Below are 15,186 nucleotides of genomic sequence, written 5' to 3'. Positions count from 1 at the left end.
CGCCTGTCCCATACCAAGACCTTCACTGTTCAATAGCTTTAAAATCTGTACCACTTATCCTGCATGGCTTAGAGCTTTTCTTAGTGCCATTCGGTATTGAACCCTCGATGTCCGCCAACGCGTACCATACGTAAGGGATCTTTTTCACTGTAGGCAATACTGTATGTTTCTTGAAACCAAGGGCCGTTACTACCACCCAATTGAGTAGATGGATAAGTATCTAATTTCTGGCCATGGTTAAAGCCTTCTACATCAGCCATACCGCTTAACAATAGTGAGCCTTTTGGAGGTGAGATGAGTTCAAATGCAACTGTTTGCTCATGTCCTTTTTCATAGTTAGACCAGATAGGCTTGTTAGCATTGATATTGTCTGCCTGCCAAGTTCCGAACCAGTCTGTTAACCAAACTTTGCCAGCAATATTTGGGTCAAATTCAATCGCTGAGGCCGCAGAAGCAAAATACCAGTTTGGCCACCAAGGTACTTGAGGATTCAATGAATGGCTTTTCTGTTGCCATGTAGTTCCACCATCGGTAGATTGAAAGACTCTAGAGTAATTAGTACTTTCATGGTATTGGTCATAAGTAACTAAAATGTGATTAGAGTTATTGGGATCTATAGAAAGCCCATTAAATGAAATAGTTTTGATATTAGTTGGCGTAATATTGCTCCAAGTCCCATTTGCATATTTGCTAACTCCTGATGTGTGCGTTACATACAGGACTCCATTGTTATTAAGCGCCATTCGATTGACTTTTGATGGGCTTTTGGCTATTCTGCTCCAGGTAACACCTGTATCGGTAGACTTATATATCCCGTCTCCATAGGCATTTGCATAAACCAAGCCAGCATTCTTTTTGCTAAACAAAATTCCTACAATACCAATGTATGCATTAGGTTTTCCAGAGAAAGAGCTTACTTTCTTCCATGTTTGGCCAGCATTCACCGACTTCCATAATCCATCTAAACGCGAACCAAAGAAGATGATATTAGAATTAAATGGATTAACTCCCAGCCTTTCCCCCGCCCATCGCTTAGTTTCGTTCCCACCCATTGGCAAATCTATATTCAGTTTGCTCCAGGTTTGACCTTTATTGGTCGATTTGAAGATTGTTCCTAAGCCAGCCCCAGTATATTTGCCTGTTGCGATATAGATAACATTTGGATTGTTAGGGTCAAGCGCTAATCCTTCTCCGCCGTAGTAGTTACTTTTATCAGACCCAAAGGAATCTGTTAATGGAATCCATTTCTTCTCTGGCGAATTCCAACGATAGAAGCCACCTATATCGGTTCTAATGTAGGCTAAATTCCGCTCTAAAGGATGCAGATAAATATTGGTAACATAGCCTCCTCCCCCTATGGAGACATGATTCCATTGATACCCAGATGTTATGCTGCGAGTAGGTTTAACGGTTGTAAGTGCTACGGTCGTAGCTAGAGTGAGCATAGAAAAGCGGATTATTCTTAAAGGAATATGGAACAAGCGAATGCTCATATAGTCTCATTAGTAAAGGAATGAAGATAGAGATAATACTTAGTAGATAAACTAAGCAGTATAAAATTAAGCAAAAATGCGGTATGCATTCTCCCTTGAGTTTGAAGATGACGTAATACTTGCTAATAGCTAATAGTTGATATAAATGTTTTGGCAAATTAAAAATACTTTGTCAAGATTTTACACTAATTATGTATAATTTGTTATAACTACTGAAAATAGTTACATAATTAGGCACAAGTAGTTTTTGGGTTACTTATTAATAGAAATTGTTACCACAAAGTATACTATTGCACGGGCGTTGCAAGAATAAGTTTCCTTGCTTGTTGCAGCACCGACATTGATTTGGGATAACAATGAAGTTAGACATTTGCATAAAAATATATATTTAGAAGTTCCTGTAAAGGCGCAAAAAAGACCTAAAATATGGCTCTTGCCAGTTATTTTGTTTAGTATATTCAACATTCGTGCAAGAGGTGTATTGAATACCCGTAAGTTACTGAATATGAAGATGAAAATTCAATCTTTTGATCTCTGATTCTCCGCGTTATCCTACAGAAACGCCTAACGGTAAACTGCATCTCTGCGTGAGGACAAAAATCATCTCACTTACTGCGCAAGATCAACCACTCCCACCTGTGTTTTAAATTAGCAATGTATTACTCAATACCTTTGCCAAAAAAAGAGTATGAAGAGATAGGGCTGGCGATACTTACAGAAATTCCTGAGTCTACTTTATTAACCCAGTTTTTTGCCAAGCTGACTTCTTTAGGACGTATCCATTCCGTTTCTACAGGCATTGAACCTTCGTAATTTGGCAACAGTATCGATCCAGGCTCGTCAATATTTAGATACGTTTGCTTTATGGGAAACCTGCCTTCTGCTGACAAAGACGCTACGCAAACAGTACTGGACTTACAATCAGTGCTGCTGTCACCGGATTTAGCTGCGTTAGAAAATCTCACATTCCTCAAACAATTTAATTAAGTTTTTTTTGAAAGATGAAAAATCCCTCTAAAGTCACAGATATATTCTGTGCTGTGGTAGAGGATTTTTTTATTCCACTTCAGTATATTATCTTATTAGATGAGCAAATTTTCATGCTATTTACCCAAACTTAGTCTCTTTAACTGAGAGATAAACAATTATTAAAATGATATTGGCAACAGATAAATAGTCTATAAAAATAATAAAGAATATGGATAACAAAAACAAAGTTGATAGTACTAAAAGCAATTTAAATCGAGAGGCAAAAATGGCTGAAACTAACGAGAATTCATTATCTAATGAACCTAAACAGTCAACTAAAACAATTAATATAGATGGCCAGCGTCCAGTTGATCCAAGTAACATTCAGGTTAAAGAAACAATTAATATAGATGGTGAGCGACCAATTGCAAAAAATGAAAATTATAGCGATAAAACAATTGATATAGATGGTCAACGCCCAATCGCTAAGAGTAATTTTCAAGAACAAGAGATGCTAGCTGTAGACGGCGAGCGTCCAATTGATCCTAGTGATTTAGAGGTTGAGAAAATTCTTGATATAGATGGTCAACGTCCGATCGCCAAGAGTAAACTTCAAGTTAAAGATACTCTCGAGATAGATGGTAGTCGCCCAATAGCTTAAAACAACATTGTTGATCGCAAATATCAACAAATTAGACCTCTTGCATAAGTCGAATAGACCCCCTTAATCCCCCCTTCTAAAGGGGGATTAAGGGGGTAATTTGACATTGTATGTACACCGTAGCCCCTTACCAAGGGGAGAGGAGCGTTTGCTTTACTCAAATGCGGGGTGGGGTTCTTTATTTTTGATTTATGCAAGAGGTCTATTTATTATTTATTTATGCTTGCTGTAGTAATTTTGGGTCTGACTATAACAATAAATGCAAGCAAAGTAAAAACTAACATCTGCCAAGTCACCAAATTCCAGCCACCAAAATGCCAGCATAATAGACCAATACTAGTACCTACAGCACCACCAATAAAATAGGTAGTCATGTAAACTGTATTGATGCGACTATTTGATTGAGCATCAAGAGTGTATATTCTGGCAACATTGGTGACTTGAATTGCCTGTGTACCTACATCTAGTAACAATACAGCAACAGCGATCGCCAGCGCTGAACTAGAAGCAATTTTAGCAATTACTAAACTTGCAATCACCAGGGATATAGAAATAGTTAAGGAACGTTGGGAATTACCTCTATCGGCTAATTTTCCAAAAATTGGTGCCATTAATGCACCTGCGATCGCCACAAAGCCATACATCCCAATTATGTCAGATTGAAAGTTAAAAGGTGCTCCGCTTAAATGGAAAGTCAAGGTTGTCCAAAATGAGCAAAAGACACCAAATATTAATCCCCCAATTAAAGATGTCTCTCTCAATAAGGAGAAACGTTTGAATTGTTGAAGCGTTGATTTTAATAAATCAAAATAATCACCAGTATATTCATTATTTACATTAGGCAAGTAAATCTTGAGCAAAACAGTAACAATTAAAATCATTACTCCTGAAAATCCATATACATAACGCCAACTCAAGTATTCAGCAATATATCCACTAAAAACCCTTGCTCCTAAAATTCCAATCAATATACCAGTAAAAATACTGCCTACAGTTTGACCTGTAGTTACTCTATCTATACTTGCTGCTAAGGGAAGAATAATCTGAGCGGAAACTGTTGTAATTCCAATTGCTACGCTCAATATCCAAACCTCGACGATATTTTGTGAAAACGTCATGAATATCAACAAACAGAATAAACATATAAGTAAGGAAATAATTAATTTTTTTTTGTTGATTTTATCGCCCAAGGGAATTAAAAAGAAAAGCCCAAAACCGTAACCAACTTGTGAAAGCACAGATATGCTACCTACTTCACCTTCACTAACTTGAAAAGAAAATGCAATATCTTTGAGAATTGGCTGATTATAATAAATGTTAGCAACACACATACCAGATGCGATCGCCATAATCAGTACCTGAATTTTAGTTAATCCATTACTTGAAATTTGTTTTTTCATTCAACCTAAGTCACTATAATTTAGTTGCTTGAGGACTTTTCCCTTGAACTTCATCTGTATTTATCAGTTATTAGTTTTCCTGGTGCTAAACCGCCAAGTTAGGATTATTGCAGCGATCGCTAAACCAATAGCCAATCCCCACCAAAAACCAATAGCTCCAAACTCCAACGAGATCCCAAAAATATAACCAGTGAATAAACCAACACACCAATAAGCAAAAATTCCAATCAACATAGGGATTCGAGTGTCTTTTAGTCCGCGTAATGCTCCTGCAGCAGTAACTTGCACACCGTCAACTATTTGAAAAATTGCCGCGACTGCTAGCAATTTCACCGCTAGGGCAACTACATCTGCATTGTTGTGATTGTTGATGTCAATATAAAGAGAAATAATCGACTTTGGTATTAGCCGAAATACAAGGGCTACTACACCCATAGATAAAGCTGCAATGGCAATGCCTACATATCCAGCTAGACGAGTGCCAACTAGGTCATTCTGTCCGGCTAACTGTCCAACACGAACTGTTGTCGCTAGAGAAATACCTAGTGCCATCTGGAATGAGATCGAAATTGTTTGTAAAGCAATTTGATGAGCAGCGAGGGCAGTTGTTCCCAATCGTCCGATTGAGAAAGTGACAACAGTGAACAGTCCGCCTTCGACTGCAATCAGACCCCCGATGGGTAATCCAACCTGAAAAATCTCGCCAACAATCCGGCGATGTTCTAGAGGAAAAGCTTCGTAAGACGAAGGTCGAAAAATATCGTAAACTGCAAAGTCAGGCTGATTACATATATAAACTGTCAAAGCAACAAACATACTCCAAAGTGAAAGTGTGCTTGCCCAACCGATACCAGCTAAACCCAGCGCCGGGAATCCTAGTTTACCAAACATCAACACATAGTTAGCTATGATGTTGAATAGAGTACCCAAAACCACAGTCACGATCACTAATTGCGGTTGCAATAGAGCAGAAAGAAAGCTTTTAAGTACTCCAAAGCCTAAAGCAGGAATAAAACCCAGTGCGATCGCTCTTAAATAAATTTCTGCTAGTGCTACCGTGTTAGCATCCTGTCCTAGTAAAAGTAGTAAAGTACCTCCATTGTAGAGCAGCAATGTAATTGGTATTCCTAGCACCAGAGATATCCCTAGTCCAAGCCGGACAATTGTGCCAACTTTTTCTCTATTTCCGGCTCCGTATGCTTGGGCAGCTAAGGGACTGACAGCAGAAACGATACCAGTAATAATCAACAGACAAAAACTAAAGATAACAGATCCCAAACCTCCAGATGCAATGGTTTGACTTCCCAACCAGCCCATCATTACCGTATCCACAAAACCAGTTGCAGATTGAGCCAGTTGTGCCGCTGCCAAAGGTACGGCTAACATCAGACATTTTTTAACTTCAGAAAACATATACAGTTGATAAGCTAATGCGCCTATATATTGCCCTATTTTCCATATAGACCGTCATTAGTCATTAGTCATTTATGTTTCTAAAAACAAAGCGCTTTCGTCACGACTCGGAGGTTTCCGACGCTCGCGGACTCGCTCTAAGCGTTTGCGTAGCGTCTCCAAGAGTTGCCATACCGTTGGCGTACCACTTCGTGGAAGCAAGCTACGCGCAGCGTGTCGCAGACAAGCCTCTCGTTCGCTGTCTTTGTCTCTGAAAGACAAGAGAAGGCTTTACGCTACGCTATCCATTGGCGCAGCCCACCGTAGGCATCAGACGGCAGTTCCTTTAAGCGGGGAACCCTGCTAACAGACTGCCTTAACTTTGTAAGAGAGGACTTTTGACAAAGGACAACTCTCACTAGTTAATGTGCAATTTTCTTTGCGTAACAGCTTACCAGCTTTGAGTGTCACAAATAATTTCAATGTTTTGGTAATCATCTTGAAGCTACGTTAAAGTAAGCAGTTGGAGTTAAGAATGAATTTATATGCGCTTACCAATTGCAATTAGTACTATTTTAATGGCATCTTTAGGTTTTAGTGCACCTGTAATATCTCAACCTTTTCCTATACAAGTAGCCGAAACACCTGCGCCTAGTAGTTTAGCCTTAGAACAATTTAAGATTAATTACCGATTATGGAGACGGCAAAAAATCTCTAACTATCGCTATGAATTTACTAGAAGTTGCAATTGTTTACCGAAAGCCACAGAACCAGTGATTATTGAAGTACGCAATCGAGCCACAAATTCTATAACTTATAAAGCAACGAAACAGCCAGCTGAGGCAGAATTGTTTCAACAATATAATACAATTCCTAAACTCTTTAATATCATCAGAGATGCGCTCATTCGTAAAGCAGCAAACTTGACTGTACAATACGATCCAATACTTGGTTATCCAACTCAAATTAACATTGATTATAATAGTCAGATCGCTGATGATGAAATATTTTTTACAATTAGCAATCTGCAAAAAATTAATTAACTCTGATTAGTGAGAGCATTATTTGCTACAGCAGTGCTTAATTGATTCAGCGTAGCTTACTTGTTCTATAGAGTGGAATTTACTAGCAAATTACAGTGGCGCAGATGGCGGAAAATTCGCTACGAATTAATGCAAAGCTGTACTTAACTCTATTGTAAAGGTTTAGGGTGGCGAATACATTGTTGGGCTGAAGCATTTAAAGTCTTTCAATAACACCATCGCCACTGATAATTTTTGCGACTTCATCCATAATTTCTTTACTTCTATAGTCTGGCTTAGATGGATCTATTGGTTTTAACGGACGAAAAATAGCTAGCTGAGATTTTGGAGTCAACATTTGTTGTAACTCGCTCTCATGTATACCAATTTTTTCTTCAAACATCAGTTCACCACCATGTTCTAATTCATCATGAATCACATCGAGATGCCGTAAGCCTCTATAAGTAAAAGTTACGGTTTGATTTTTGGGATTAAGATATGTGTCGTTACTCTCATAACCAAGTTCTTCGGCTTTCTCAAAAGCCTCTTCTGGTGAAGAAGCACGGACAAGAACAATATTTACATGAACAACATTGTGTGGATTTCCCTCAACCTTACACTCAATGACCAATTCAGCGATATACCATGCATCCTTTGGAATGTATGCCATTGCTTATAAAACCCAAAATTTCTACCAATAATACTATCATTGACTATTCAGTGATCTTTGAAAGGATTTTTGAAACTTATCTCACAGGTTATGCTAGCTGAAAAGCAACATTTGCTAAACAATTCAAAAATGACAATGAATCAATCTTGGCGCGATCTACGTGTTGGCGATCGCATTTGTATTTTGCAATTACCACAAATACAAATGCTTGAAAATACAATGCAACTATACCAGCGACTTATTGCCGAGCGTGCTATTTTGAGAATTAGTGAAATTGATCGGTGGGGATATCCTGTTATCTACTATAATTTTCAAAACGAGCAAGGAGGAGAAGAAGCTCATAGTCTGGCAATTGATGACTATGATATCTGGGAAAAAGTCAATATCACATAGCCAGCTTTGAAAGCTTGTATCGATATAATGCCAAGCTAGGAAATCTAGAGACTATTAAATCGAATCTATTCATTGATGGGGATTTACTGTTAACTGTTAAGCGACGTATCCCTACACCTTGCAATATAACGTTGTACTGCATCTGAATGGGAACCGCTAGATGTACTTTCAATTACATTTGCGTTACTCAAATTTGTGAATTCTGAACTATATAATTTCTCAACTTAAGTATTAAATAAAATTATTACCAATAGTTTAGGAAAAGCAAAGACGTGAATCGTTTCAAAAAGCTATCCTCAATTGTGTTCCTGTTATTAGCCTTCATTTATCCACCTACTTTGGTTGAAGCCAAAGATAATACTCTAAATAACGTTCTCAATGAACAGAGTATTGACGTACAGACAAAATTAGTAGGACAAAGTGAAGAGTTTTTGTTAGCTCACAGATGGACTCGACGACGTTATCATAGACGGCATCATCATAGACGGCATCGGAGTAGAAAATATTATTATCAACGCCAGTGGAATCGACGACATCATTATAGGCGACACTATCGCTCTATAGGTTATTACGGACCACGATATCGTCATGGAGAATGGGATCTTGTGCGCGATCGCCGTGGACGATTAATGTATGATTGGCAACGTTAATAGTAAGCTTTACACCCAATTTTTCTAGAGAATCTTTATGCGTAAATCCTAATCTAGGCAGATTTGCTGTACTGCTACTATATATCTATCTTTAGGTATAGAAAAATTTAATTCTAATTTCTTTTTTTTATGAAAGGCTATAAATAGGGTGAACGGTAAGATATTTCAGACATTTATATACCTTCATTGATCACAAGTGATTGCTAAAAATATGTTAGCCAGGGGTAAAATTCTCTGGTTGAGGCTTTCTCGTCAGATGCTTCAACCCAGGCGGTTAGCTTTTGTAGAAGCTTGCCTGATTGGTCTAGTTTCTGGGGTAGCGGCAGTTCTATTAGGACAGACAGTGGATTGGGCAGGTGCATGGCGAGTGCATCTTTCTTACCATTGGTCTGCCTACTTGGTGCTACCAGCTATTGGACTAGCAGGGGGACTTTTAGCTGGTTGGCTAGTAGAGCGCTTCGCACCAGAAGCATCAGGTAGTGGGATGTCTGAAGTCAAAGCTGTATTGGCTCGCGTGCCGATGCCATTAAATCTACGGATTGCTTTGGTGAAGTTGATCAGCGCTACATTAGTGTTGGGTTCTGGAATGCCTTTAGGACGAGAAGGGCCGACTGTCCAAATTGGGGCAGCCTTGGCAAATCAACTTAGTAACTGGGTACCAACTTCACCAGAGCATCGTCGCCAACTGATCGCCGCCGGAGCCGGAGCTGGGTTAGCTGCGGCTTTTAATGCACCGATCGCAGGTGTGCTTTTTGTGGTGGAAGAATTACTCCAAGATGTATCAGATATAACTCTTGGTGCTGCGATTTTGGCTTCTTTCATCGCTTCAGTGATTTCTCGGGTCTATGGTAGTCACAGCCTGGATCTGAATCATGCAAATTTAGGTCTTCCCGATACAACTTTTTTCGCTCAGGAAATCCCTTTCTACTTGATTTTAGGACTGCTGGCGGGAGTTTTAGGAATTCTATTTAATAAAGGTATTCTTGAGAGTCTAGCAATCAACCGCCGCCGGCTACGCTTGAGTTTACCCTGGCGAATTGGAATCGCTGGGTTAGTTAGTGGTGCGGCGATCGCCTTTTTACCTGCTACCTTTCGCGATCATGCTGGGCTGAGAGAAATTTTGCTTGTGGGTAGTGCTAATTGGTCATTTGCAGCGATCGCTTTTTTAGTTCAGTTTATCCTAATTATTTTTACCTACGGCTCTGGAGCGCCAGGGGGTTTACTAGTTCCCACTTTGGCGTTGGGGGCTGCCCTTGGTTACTTAGTGGGTGCTGTCGAACACAGTTTACTGGGAATGAGTGCTGCCACAGTCTATGCTCATGTTGGCATGGCTGCCTTTTTTAGCGCCGTCTCCAAGGTTCCAATTACAGCAGTCGTCATTGTGTTTGAGATGACAACAGATTTCAATCTGGTGCTACCGCTCATGATTGCCTCTGTGGTTGCCTATTTAGTAGCGGAAAAAATCGATCGGCGATCGCTCTACGACCTTCTACTAGAGTGGAAAGGGATTCACATCACCAAAGAGCCTGGCACAGAGGGACTTCTGGCACAACTGAGTGCTATAGATGTGATGCAACGGCGGGTGGAAACTCTCTCTAGTCAAATAAGTATTGATGAAGCAGTACAGGCATTTTCCGACTCTCGCCATCGCAACTTTCCAGTTTTAAAAAATGGTAAAGTTGTTGGTATTGTGACTCAGGAAGATTTAGTTAGTATTGCTTCGCAACAGTCAGGCAAAGATACAACTGTTAGCGAGATTATGACACCAGAGCCTGTAACAGTAAATCCCACAGCAACACTGGCTCATGTACTGCATATACTCAATCGTTATCACCTCAGCTGTTTACCTGTTACAGAGAATCGCAAGCTCATAGGAATTATTACTCGTAGTGATATTATCCGTGTAGAAGCAGAGCGACTTAGTGGTAACGAACAAATAGAACCCAAATCAGCACCTTCTTATGTAGTTTACCAAACTCGCGCTCCGGCTATTGGCAAAGGAAGGTTGTTAGTACCACTTTCACATCCTCAAACAGCCGAGACTTTACTAGACATGGCAGTTGCGATCGCCAAAGATCGCAATTACGAAATAGAATGCCTACAAGTGATTATCGTTGCGTCTGGTCGTATCCCATCGGAAACACCAGTGCAAATCAGCAAAAGTCTTCAACTTTTGCAACGGGCAATACAGTTAGGAGAAGAGTGGCGGATTCCCGTTCATACCGAGATTCGAGTTGCTCATAATGTTGCTGGGGCAATTTTAGAGACTGTTAAAGCGCGACATATTGACTTGGTGCTGATGGGATGGAAAGGCACTACATCAACTCCTGGTAGAGTTTTTAGCCGAGTGGTGGATACGATAATTCGACAGGCTGCTTGTGATGTTATCTTGGCTAAATTGGATGATAAAAGATCCTTTGACCGTTGGTTGTTGCCAATGGCAGGCGGCCCTAACTCCAGCCAAGCAATTAAGTTATTACCTGCTCTGGCTTCTTTAAGTACATCACCCCAAATCAAGCTATGTCAGGTTTTCCAGCCGACTAACTCGACTCCTGACACAACATTACTAGATAAATCTGTTCACTTTCTGCAACGCCGAGTTAGTGGTGAAGTGATGGCTACTCCCGTTTGTGCCAATTCTGTTTCTGAAGCTGTTCTTAATTGTGCCAAACAAGACAATAGTGATGTGATTGTCTTGGGAGCTAGCCGTGAAAGTCTACTGCAACAAGCGATTCAAGGAAATATTGCCGAGAATATTTCTCGCAAGAGTAATTGTACAGTGATTATGGTCAAAACTTAATGTCGAATTACTCCCCTTAATCCCCCCTTGGAAAGGGGGGAAAAAAGAATCTATCTAGTTCCCTCCCCTTTACAAGGGGAGGGTTAGGGTGGGGTAAAACCCTGGTTAATCAACTATTTCAGACTTGTATATACACCGTACCCTTGGTAAGGGGAGCGTTTGCTTGACTCAAAAAAAACAAATGCGTTCGCCGAATCAACAAATGCGTTCGCCGAATCAACAAATGCGTTCGCCGAATCAACAAATGCGATCGCCAAATCAACAAATGAGTTCGTCAACTCAACAAATGCGTTCGCCGAATCAACAAATGCGTTCGCCAAATCAACAAATGCGTTCGCTAAATCAACAAATGCGTTCGCCAAATCAGCAAATGCGTTCGCCAAATCAGCAAATGCGTTCGCCAAATCAGCAAATGTGATCGCTCTTGCCATCTCACCTTTTTAGTTCCCTCACCAAAGCACCAACAGCATAGAGAACTAGAAAAATGCCAACTGCGTTAGCGAAGCTCGCCGTAGGCATCGCAGCTAGTTCCAATTCTGGGGAAAGGGGCGATCGCCAAGGCTACAGGCACAACCAAGCTGTTATTTGATGCACTTTCTACAAAGTTTAAGAATATAAGGAACGCTGATTGAAAAAAGATGTGAATCAAACAAAAACAAAATAAAAAACTGACAAAATTCCCGCCTTGAAAAATGATATAGCAAACCCAAACATTAGAAAATCTGCTTTCTCCTCAGTTGTTGAGAGTGAAAAACTTGGCACAATAACTATAGACTATGCACTAATGACTATGAACCAAAAAGATGTAGTTGTAATTGGTAGTGGTATAGGGGGGTTGAGTTGTGCTGCTGTTTTGGCGCGATATGGCTTTGATGTGACTGTTTGTGAAAGTCATACAATTGCTGGTGGAGCGGCGCACAGTTTTGAACGTCAAGGATTTAAGTTTGATAGTGGCCCTTCTCTTTACTCTGGGTTGTCTTACACTCCTTCCGTTAACCCTTTACGACAAGTGCTAGATGTAATTGGTGTGGATTTGCCGTGTGTGACTTATGATACTTGGGGTTGTCGGCTACCAGAAGGTGATTTTGATACATCTGTGGGTGCAGAACAGTTTTGTGAAGTGCTGGCAAGACTGCGAGGTGAAGATGCAGTGTCCGAATGGCGACGCTTGCAAGCGGTGATGACACCACTAGCCGCAGCTGCGACCGCTCTCCCTCCAACTGCATTACGTTTAGATATAGGTGCAGCTTTGACTATCAGTAAATTTGCTCCATCGTTAGCTAAACATACTGCCAATATTCTTAAGTTAACGGGGTCTTTTGACCGGATCGTGAATGGTGTTGTCCATGACCCCTTTATTATTAACTGGTTGAACTTGTTGTGTTTTCTTATCTCTGGACTACCAGCATCAGGAACTAACGCCGCGGAAGTCGCATTTATGTTTGCGGAGTGGTACAAACCAGGAGTAGCGTTAGATTACCCTGTTGGTGGTAGTGGTGCTTTAGTCAATGCACTGGTGCAAGGACTAGAAAAACATGGCGGGAAATTAATGTTAGGCTCTCATGTTGAGCAAGTTTTGGTACAAGGTAAACGGGCGGTAGGTGTCAAACTGCGAAATGGAGAAGAAATTTGGGCGCGGCGAGCAGTTGTTTCTAATGCTTCTGTATGGGATACGTTAAAACTTTTACCAGAAGGAGCAGTACCAAACAAATTCCGCAGCCAACGCCAAGCGATACCAGAGTGTGATAGTTTTATGCACTTGCATCTTGGTATTGATGCTCAAGGTTTACCAGCAGATTTAGCTTGTCATTATATTGTGGTTAATGATTGGCAATTGGGCATTACTGCACCGCAAAATGTTGTGGTGGTATCAATACCCTCAATTCTTGATCCATCCCTTGCACCCCCAAGTAAACACGTAATTCATGTTTACACTCCCGGTAATGAACCTTACGCACTTTGGCAAGGGCTAGATAGGAGAAGCCAGGAATATGAGCAACAAAAGCGATCGCGCGCTGAGGTGATGTGGCAAGCTTTAGAACGAATCATTAGCGATATCCGCAACCGTTGCGAAATCACCCTGGTTGGTACACCCCTCACCCACGAACGTTTTTTACGCCGCCATCATGGTTCCTATGGCCCGGCAATTTCTGCCGCTAAAGGTTTGTTTCCTGGTCACAGTACACCTTTAGCGGGGTTGATGTGCTGCGGTGACTCTACATTCCCCGGCATCGGTTTACCAGCCGTCGTCGCTAGTGGGATGATTGTTGCTAATACCCTGGCTCCTTTGAGTAAGCATTTAGCTATGTTAGAGGAGATAAGTTAAGGACAAGACTGGCTTTTAATCGTTACAGGCACCTTCTGGTAAATAGACTTTTCTCAGTCCAGGGGCGATCGCCAAACTAACAAATGCGTTCGCCGAATCAACAAATGCGTTCGCCAAATCAACAAATGCGATCGCCGAATCAACAAATGCGTAAGCGTAGCCAGCCGCATCCATCGCCATGATTGCAACAATTTAGCTTTGTCACGCCAGCGGAACGCACTGCAAATCTTTGGTGGATGAAGTTTTTCCGACTTACGACCGCTCGATTTTGTAAACAATGCCAAAAATTGCTCGCAGGTATAATCACAGAGATAGCTATAAACCAAATTTAGATATATGCGATCGCCATATCTCATTCGTTATAATATTGACGATAAACTTTGCTAAAGAGGGCAAATGTATGACTAGCCGCGAGCAGCTTATCCAAGAAATTGCAGAGCTTCCAGATGAGTTAGTCAAAGTAATGTTAGATTTTTTGCATCGGGTTCAGACAACGCGTAGTCATCATCCTCTAGCAAAATTTGCGGGTATTTTGAGTGATGATGAGGCGGCTGATTTACAGAAAGCAATTCAAACTGATTGTCGTCAGGTTGATTTAAATGAGTGGTGAAATTGCGTTAGATACTATAGCTATTATGTTTTGAGATCGCTTTTTCCCATCAATCTCAGCGCGATGTCTACGACAGGCTACGCCTACGCCTAAATCCACAATATCCCAAACAGCAAACTGACAGATCGCCAAAAAATCATGGTCTAGCATTTTTCCCTAATCAGTTAAGATAATCTTTATCAATCTTCTTTCCTCACCCTTTTCCTTGGAATTATGACGCAGGATGAGTTGTTGGTACTGATAGATCGCGCCGTGGCTGAGGATTGGCAAGAGTTAGACTTGTCAGGGCAAGAATTGACTGAGTTACCTGTAGAAATTGGTAAGTTGCAGCAGCTTGAGTCTTTGATTTTGGGAAAGAAAATTGAAGGTTCTGAAGGAGTAGGAAGCCGCTATTTCCAAAAGGTTTCAGGCAATAATTTAAAAACCCTCCCACTCGAACTATTGGATTTGCCTAATTTGCGTAAGTTGGATATTAGTGGAAATCCTTTAGAGAGCATTCCCGATGTGGTAACGCAAATACTACATTTAGAGGAACTTATCTTAATTCGAGTAAAGCTAACCGAGATACCAGAGGCGCTGGCTAAATTAACCAATCTGACGCAGCTTGTCCTCTATAACAACCAAATAACCGAGATACCAGAGGCGCTGGCTAAATTAACCAATCTGACGCAGCTTGACCTCAGTTACAACAAAATAACCCAGATTCCAGAGGCGCTGGCTAAATTAACCAATCTGACGCAGCTTGACCTCAGTTACAACAAAATAACCCAGATTCCAGAGGCGCTGGCTAAATTAACCAA

Annotated in this window: 16 protein-coding genes; 10 read left to right on the top strand and 6 right to left on the bottom strand. The window is 40.8% G+C overall.

Going from position 1 to position 15,186, the window contains the following annotated elements; translation table 11 throughout:
- Positions 1-80: 80 nt before the first annotated feature.
- Positions 81-1,493: a hypothetical protein gene (locus V7K89_RS33975; RefSeq protein WP_335195266.1), complete on the bottom strand. Its 1,413-nt coding sequence runs from the start codon at positions 1,491-1,493 to the stop codon at positions 81-83.
- Between the two features lie 654 nt (positions 1,494-2,147).
- On the opposite strand from V7K89_RS33975, the gene V7K89_RS33970 reads away from it, so the two are divergent.
- Complete coding sequence (locus V7K89_RS33970; RefSeq protein WP_335195271.1) at positions 2,148-2,306, top strand: hypothetical protein; 159 nt, start codon at positions 2,148-2,150, stop codon at positions 2,304-2,306.
- A 385-nt stretch (positions 2,307-2,691) separates the two neighbouring features.
- Entirely contained in the window at positions 2,692-3,123 is a 432-nt protein-coding gene (locus V7K89_RS33965; protein ID WP_335195264.1) for a hypothetical protein, read from the top strand.
- A 209-nt stretch (positions 3,124-3,332) separates the two neighbouring features.
- On the opposite strand, the gene V7K89_RS33960 is transcribed toward V7K89_RS33965, so the two are convergent.
- The 3 genes from V7K89_RS33960 to V7K89_RS33950 all read right to left on the bottom strand — a co-directional run bounded on the left by V7K89_RS33960 (position 3,333) and on the right by V7K89_RS33950 (position 6,197).
- Positions 3,333-4,523 (bottom strand): MFS transporter, encoded by a 1,191-nt coding sequence (locus tag V7K89_RS33960; protein ID WP_335195262.1) that lies wholly within the window; start codon positions 4,521-4,523, stop codon positions 3,333-3,335.
- A gap of 63 nt (positions 4,524-4,586) precedes the next feature.
- On the bottom strand, positions 4,587-5,936 hold the full coding sequence (locus V7K89_RS33955; RefSeq protein ID WP_335195260.1) for an MATE family efflux transporter: 1,350 nt from the start codon (positions 5,934-5,936) through the stop codon (positions 4,587-4,589).
- A 72-nt stretch (positions 5,937-6,008) separates the two neighbouring features.
- Positions 6,009-6,197, bottom strand: coding sequence for a hypothetical protein (locus tag V7K89_RS33950; protein ID WP_335195258.1), 189 nt, complete (start codon positions 6,195-6,197; stop codon positions 6,009-6,011).
- Between the two features lie 263 nt (positions 6,198-6,460).
- Here V7K89_RS33950 and V7K89_RS33945 point away from each other — a divergent pair, with 263 nt between their 5' ends.
- A complete protein-coding gene (locus tag V7K89_RS33945; RefSeq protein ID WP_335195256.1) occupies positions 6,461-6,958 on the top strand; it encodes a DUF6174 domain-containing protein in 498 nt (165 codons plus the stop codon).
- A 196-nt stretch (positions 6,959-7,154) separates the two neighbouring features.
- Here the strand turns inward: V7K89_RS33945 and V7K89_RS33940 are convergent, their stop codons facing one another.
- The gene (locus V7K89_RS33940; RefSeq protein WP_335195254.1) at positions 7,155-7,607 is read right to left on the bottom strand and encodes a DUF4288 domain-containing protein; all 453 of its coding nucleotides are present in this window, start codon (positions 7,605-7,607) and stop codon (positions 7,155-7,157) included.
- 135 nt (positions 7,608-7,742) lie between these two features.
- Here V7K89_RS33940 and V7K89_RS33935 point away from each other — a divergent pair, with 135 nt between their 5' ends.
- From V7K89_RS33935 to V7K89_RS33915, 5 genes are all read left to right on the top strand, one after another.
- Positions 7,743-8,000, top strand: coding sequence for a hypothetical protein (locus tag V7K89_RS33935; protein ID WP_335195252.1), 258 nt, complete (start codon positions 7,743-7,745; stop codon positions 7,998-8,000).
- A 272-nt stretch (positions 8,001-8,272) separates the two neighbouring features.
- Positions 8,273-8,650: a hypothetical protein gene (locus tag V7K89_RS33930; RefSeq protein ID WP_335195250.1), complete on the top strand. Its 378-nt coding sequence runs from the start codon at positions 8,273-8,275 to the stop codon at positions 8,648-8,650.
- Positions 8,651-8,861: 211 nt separating this feature from the next.
- Entirely contained in the window at positions 8,862-11,450 is a 2,589-nt protein-coding gene (locus V7K89_RS33925; RefSeq protein WP_335195269.1) for a chloride channel protein, read from the top strand.
- Positions 11,451-11,613: 163 nt separating this feature from the next.
- On the top strand, positions 11,614-11,868 hold the full coding sequence (locus V7K89_RS33920) for a hypothetical protein (RefSeq protein ID WP_335195248.1): 255 nt from the start codon (positions 11,614-11,616) through the stop codon (positions 11,866-11,868).
- Between the two features lie 372 nt (positions 11,869-12,240).
- Entirely contained in the window at positions 12,241-13,776 is a 1,536-nt protein-coding gene (locus V7K89_RS33915) for a phytoene desaturase family protein (RefSeq protein ID WP_335195267.1), read from the top strand.
- A gap of 15 nt (positions 13,777-13,791) precedes the next feature.
- Here V7K89_RS33915 and V7K89_RS33910 read toward each other — a convergent pair whose 3' ends face one another.
- Positions 13,792-13,956 (bottom strand): hypothetical protein, encoded by a 165-nt coding sequence (locus V7K89_RS33910; RefSeq protein WP_335195247.1) that lies wholly within the window; start codon positions 13,954-13,956, stop codon positions 13,792-13,794.
- Between the two features lie 220 nt (positions 13,957-14,176).
- On the opposite strand from V7K89_RS33910, the gene V7K89_RS33905 reads away from it, so the two are divergent.
- Together V7K89_RS33905 and V7K89_RS33900 are read left to right on the top strand one after the other, a co-directional pair.
- Positions 14,177-14,386 (top strand): hypothetical protein, encoded by a 210-nt coding sequence (locus V7K89_RS33905; protein WP_073641323.1) that lies wholly within the window; start codon positions 14,177-14,179, stop codon positions 14,384-14,386.
- Between the two features lie 213 nt (positions 14,387-14,599).
- Positions 14,600-15,186, top strand: a 587-nt coding sequence (locus V7K89_RS33900; protein ID WP_335195245.1) for a leucine-rich repeat domain-containing protein, incomplete at its 3' end; no start/stop codon positions are given.

The organism is Nostoc sp. (assembly GCF_036917515.1).
Lineage (GTDB): Bacteria > Cyanobacteriota > Cyanobacteriia > Cyanobacteriales > Nostocaceae > Nostoc.
Note: the sequence above shows the minus strand (reverse complement) of the source record. Positions and strands in the feature narration are given on the sequence as shown.

Coding starts and splice junctions, on each gene's coding strand:
- V7K89_RS33975 (WP_335195266.1), bottom strand. CDS start 1,493: ATGAGCATTCGCTTGTTCCATATTCCTTTAAGAATAATCCGCTTTTCT.
- V7K89_RS33970 (WP_335195271.1), top strand. CDS start 2,148: ATGTATTACTCAATACCTTTGCCAAAAAAAGAGTATGAAGAGATAGGG.
- V7K89_RS33965 (WP_335195264.1), top strand. CDS start 2,692: ATGGATAACAAAAACAAAGTTGATAGTACTAAAAGCAATTTAAATCGA.
- V7K89_RS33960 (WP_335195262.1), bottom strand. CDS start 4,523: ATGAAAAAACAAATTTCAAGTAATGGATTAACTAAAATTCAGGTACTG.
- V7K89_RS33955 (WP_335195260.1), bottom strand. CDS start 5,936: ATGTTTTCTGAAGTTAAAAAATGTCTGATGTTAGCCGTACCTTTGGCA.
- V7K89_RS33945 (WP_335195256.1), top strand. CDS start 6,461: ATGCGCTTACCAATTGCAATTAGTACTATTTTAATGGCATCTTTAGGT.
- V7K89_RS33940 (WP_335195254.1), bottom strand. CDS start 7,607: ATGGCATACATTCCAAAGGATGCATGGTATATCGCTGAATTGGTCATT.
- V7K89_RS33935 (WP_335195252.1), top strand. CDS start 7,743: ATGAATCAATCTTGGCGCGATCTACGTGTTGGCGATCGCATTTGTATT.
- V7K89_RS33925 (WP_335195269.1), top strand. CDS start 8,862: ATGTTAGCCAGGGGTAAAATTCTCTGGTTGAGGCTTTCTCGTCAGATG.
- V7K89_RS33915 (WP_335195267.1), top strand. CDS start 12,241: ATGAACCAAAAAGATGTAGTTGTAATTGGTAGTGGTATAGGGGGGTTG.
- V7K89_RS33910 (WP_335195247.1), bottom strand. CDS start 13,956: ATGGCGATGGATGCGGCTGGCTACGCTTACGCATTTGTTGATTCGGCG.
- V7K89_RS33905 (WP_073641323.1), top strand. CDS start 14,177: ATGACTAGCCGCGAGCAGCTTATCCAAGAAATTGCAGAGCTTCCAGAT.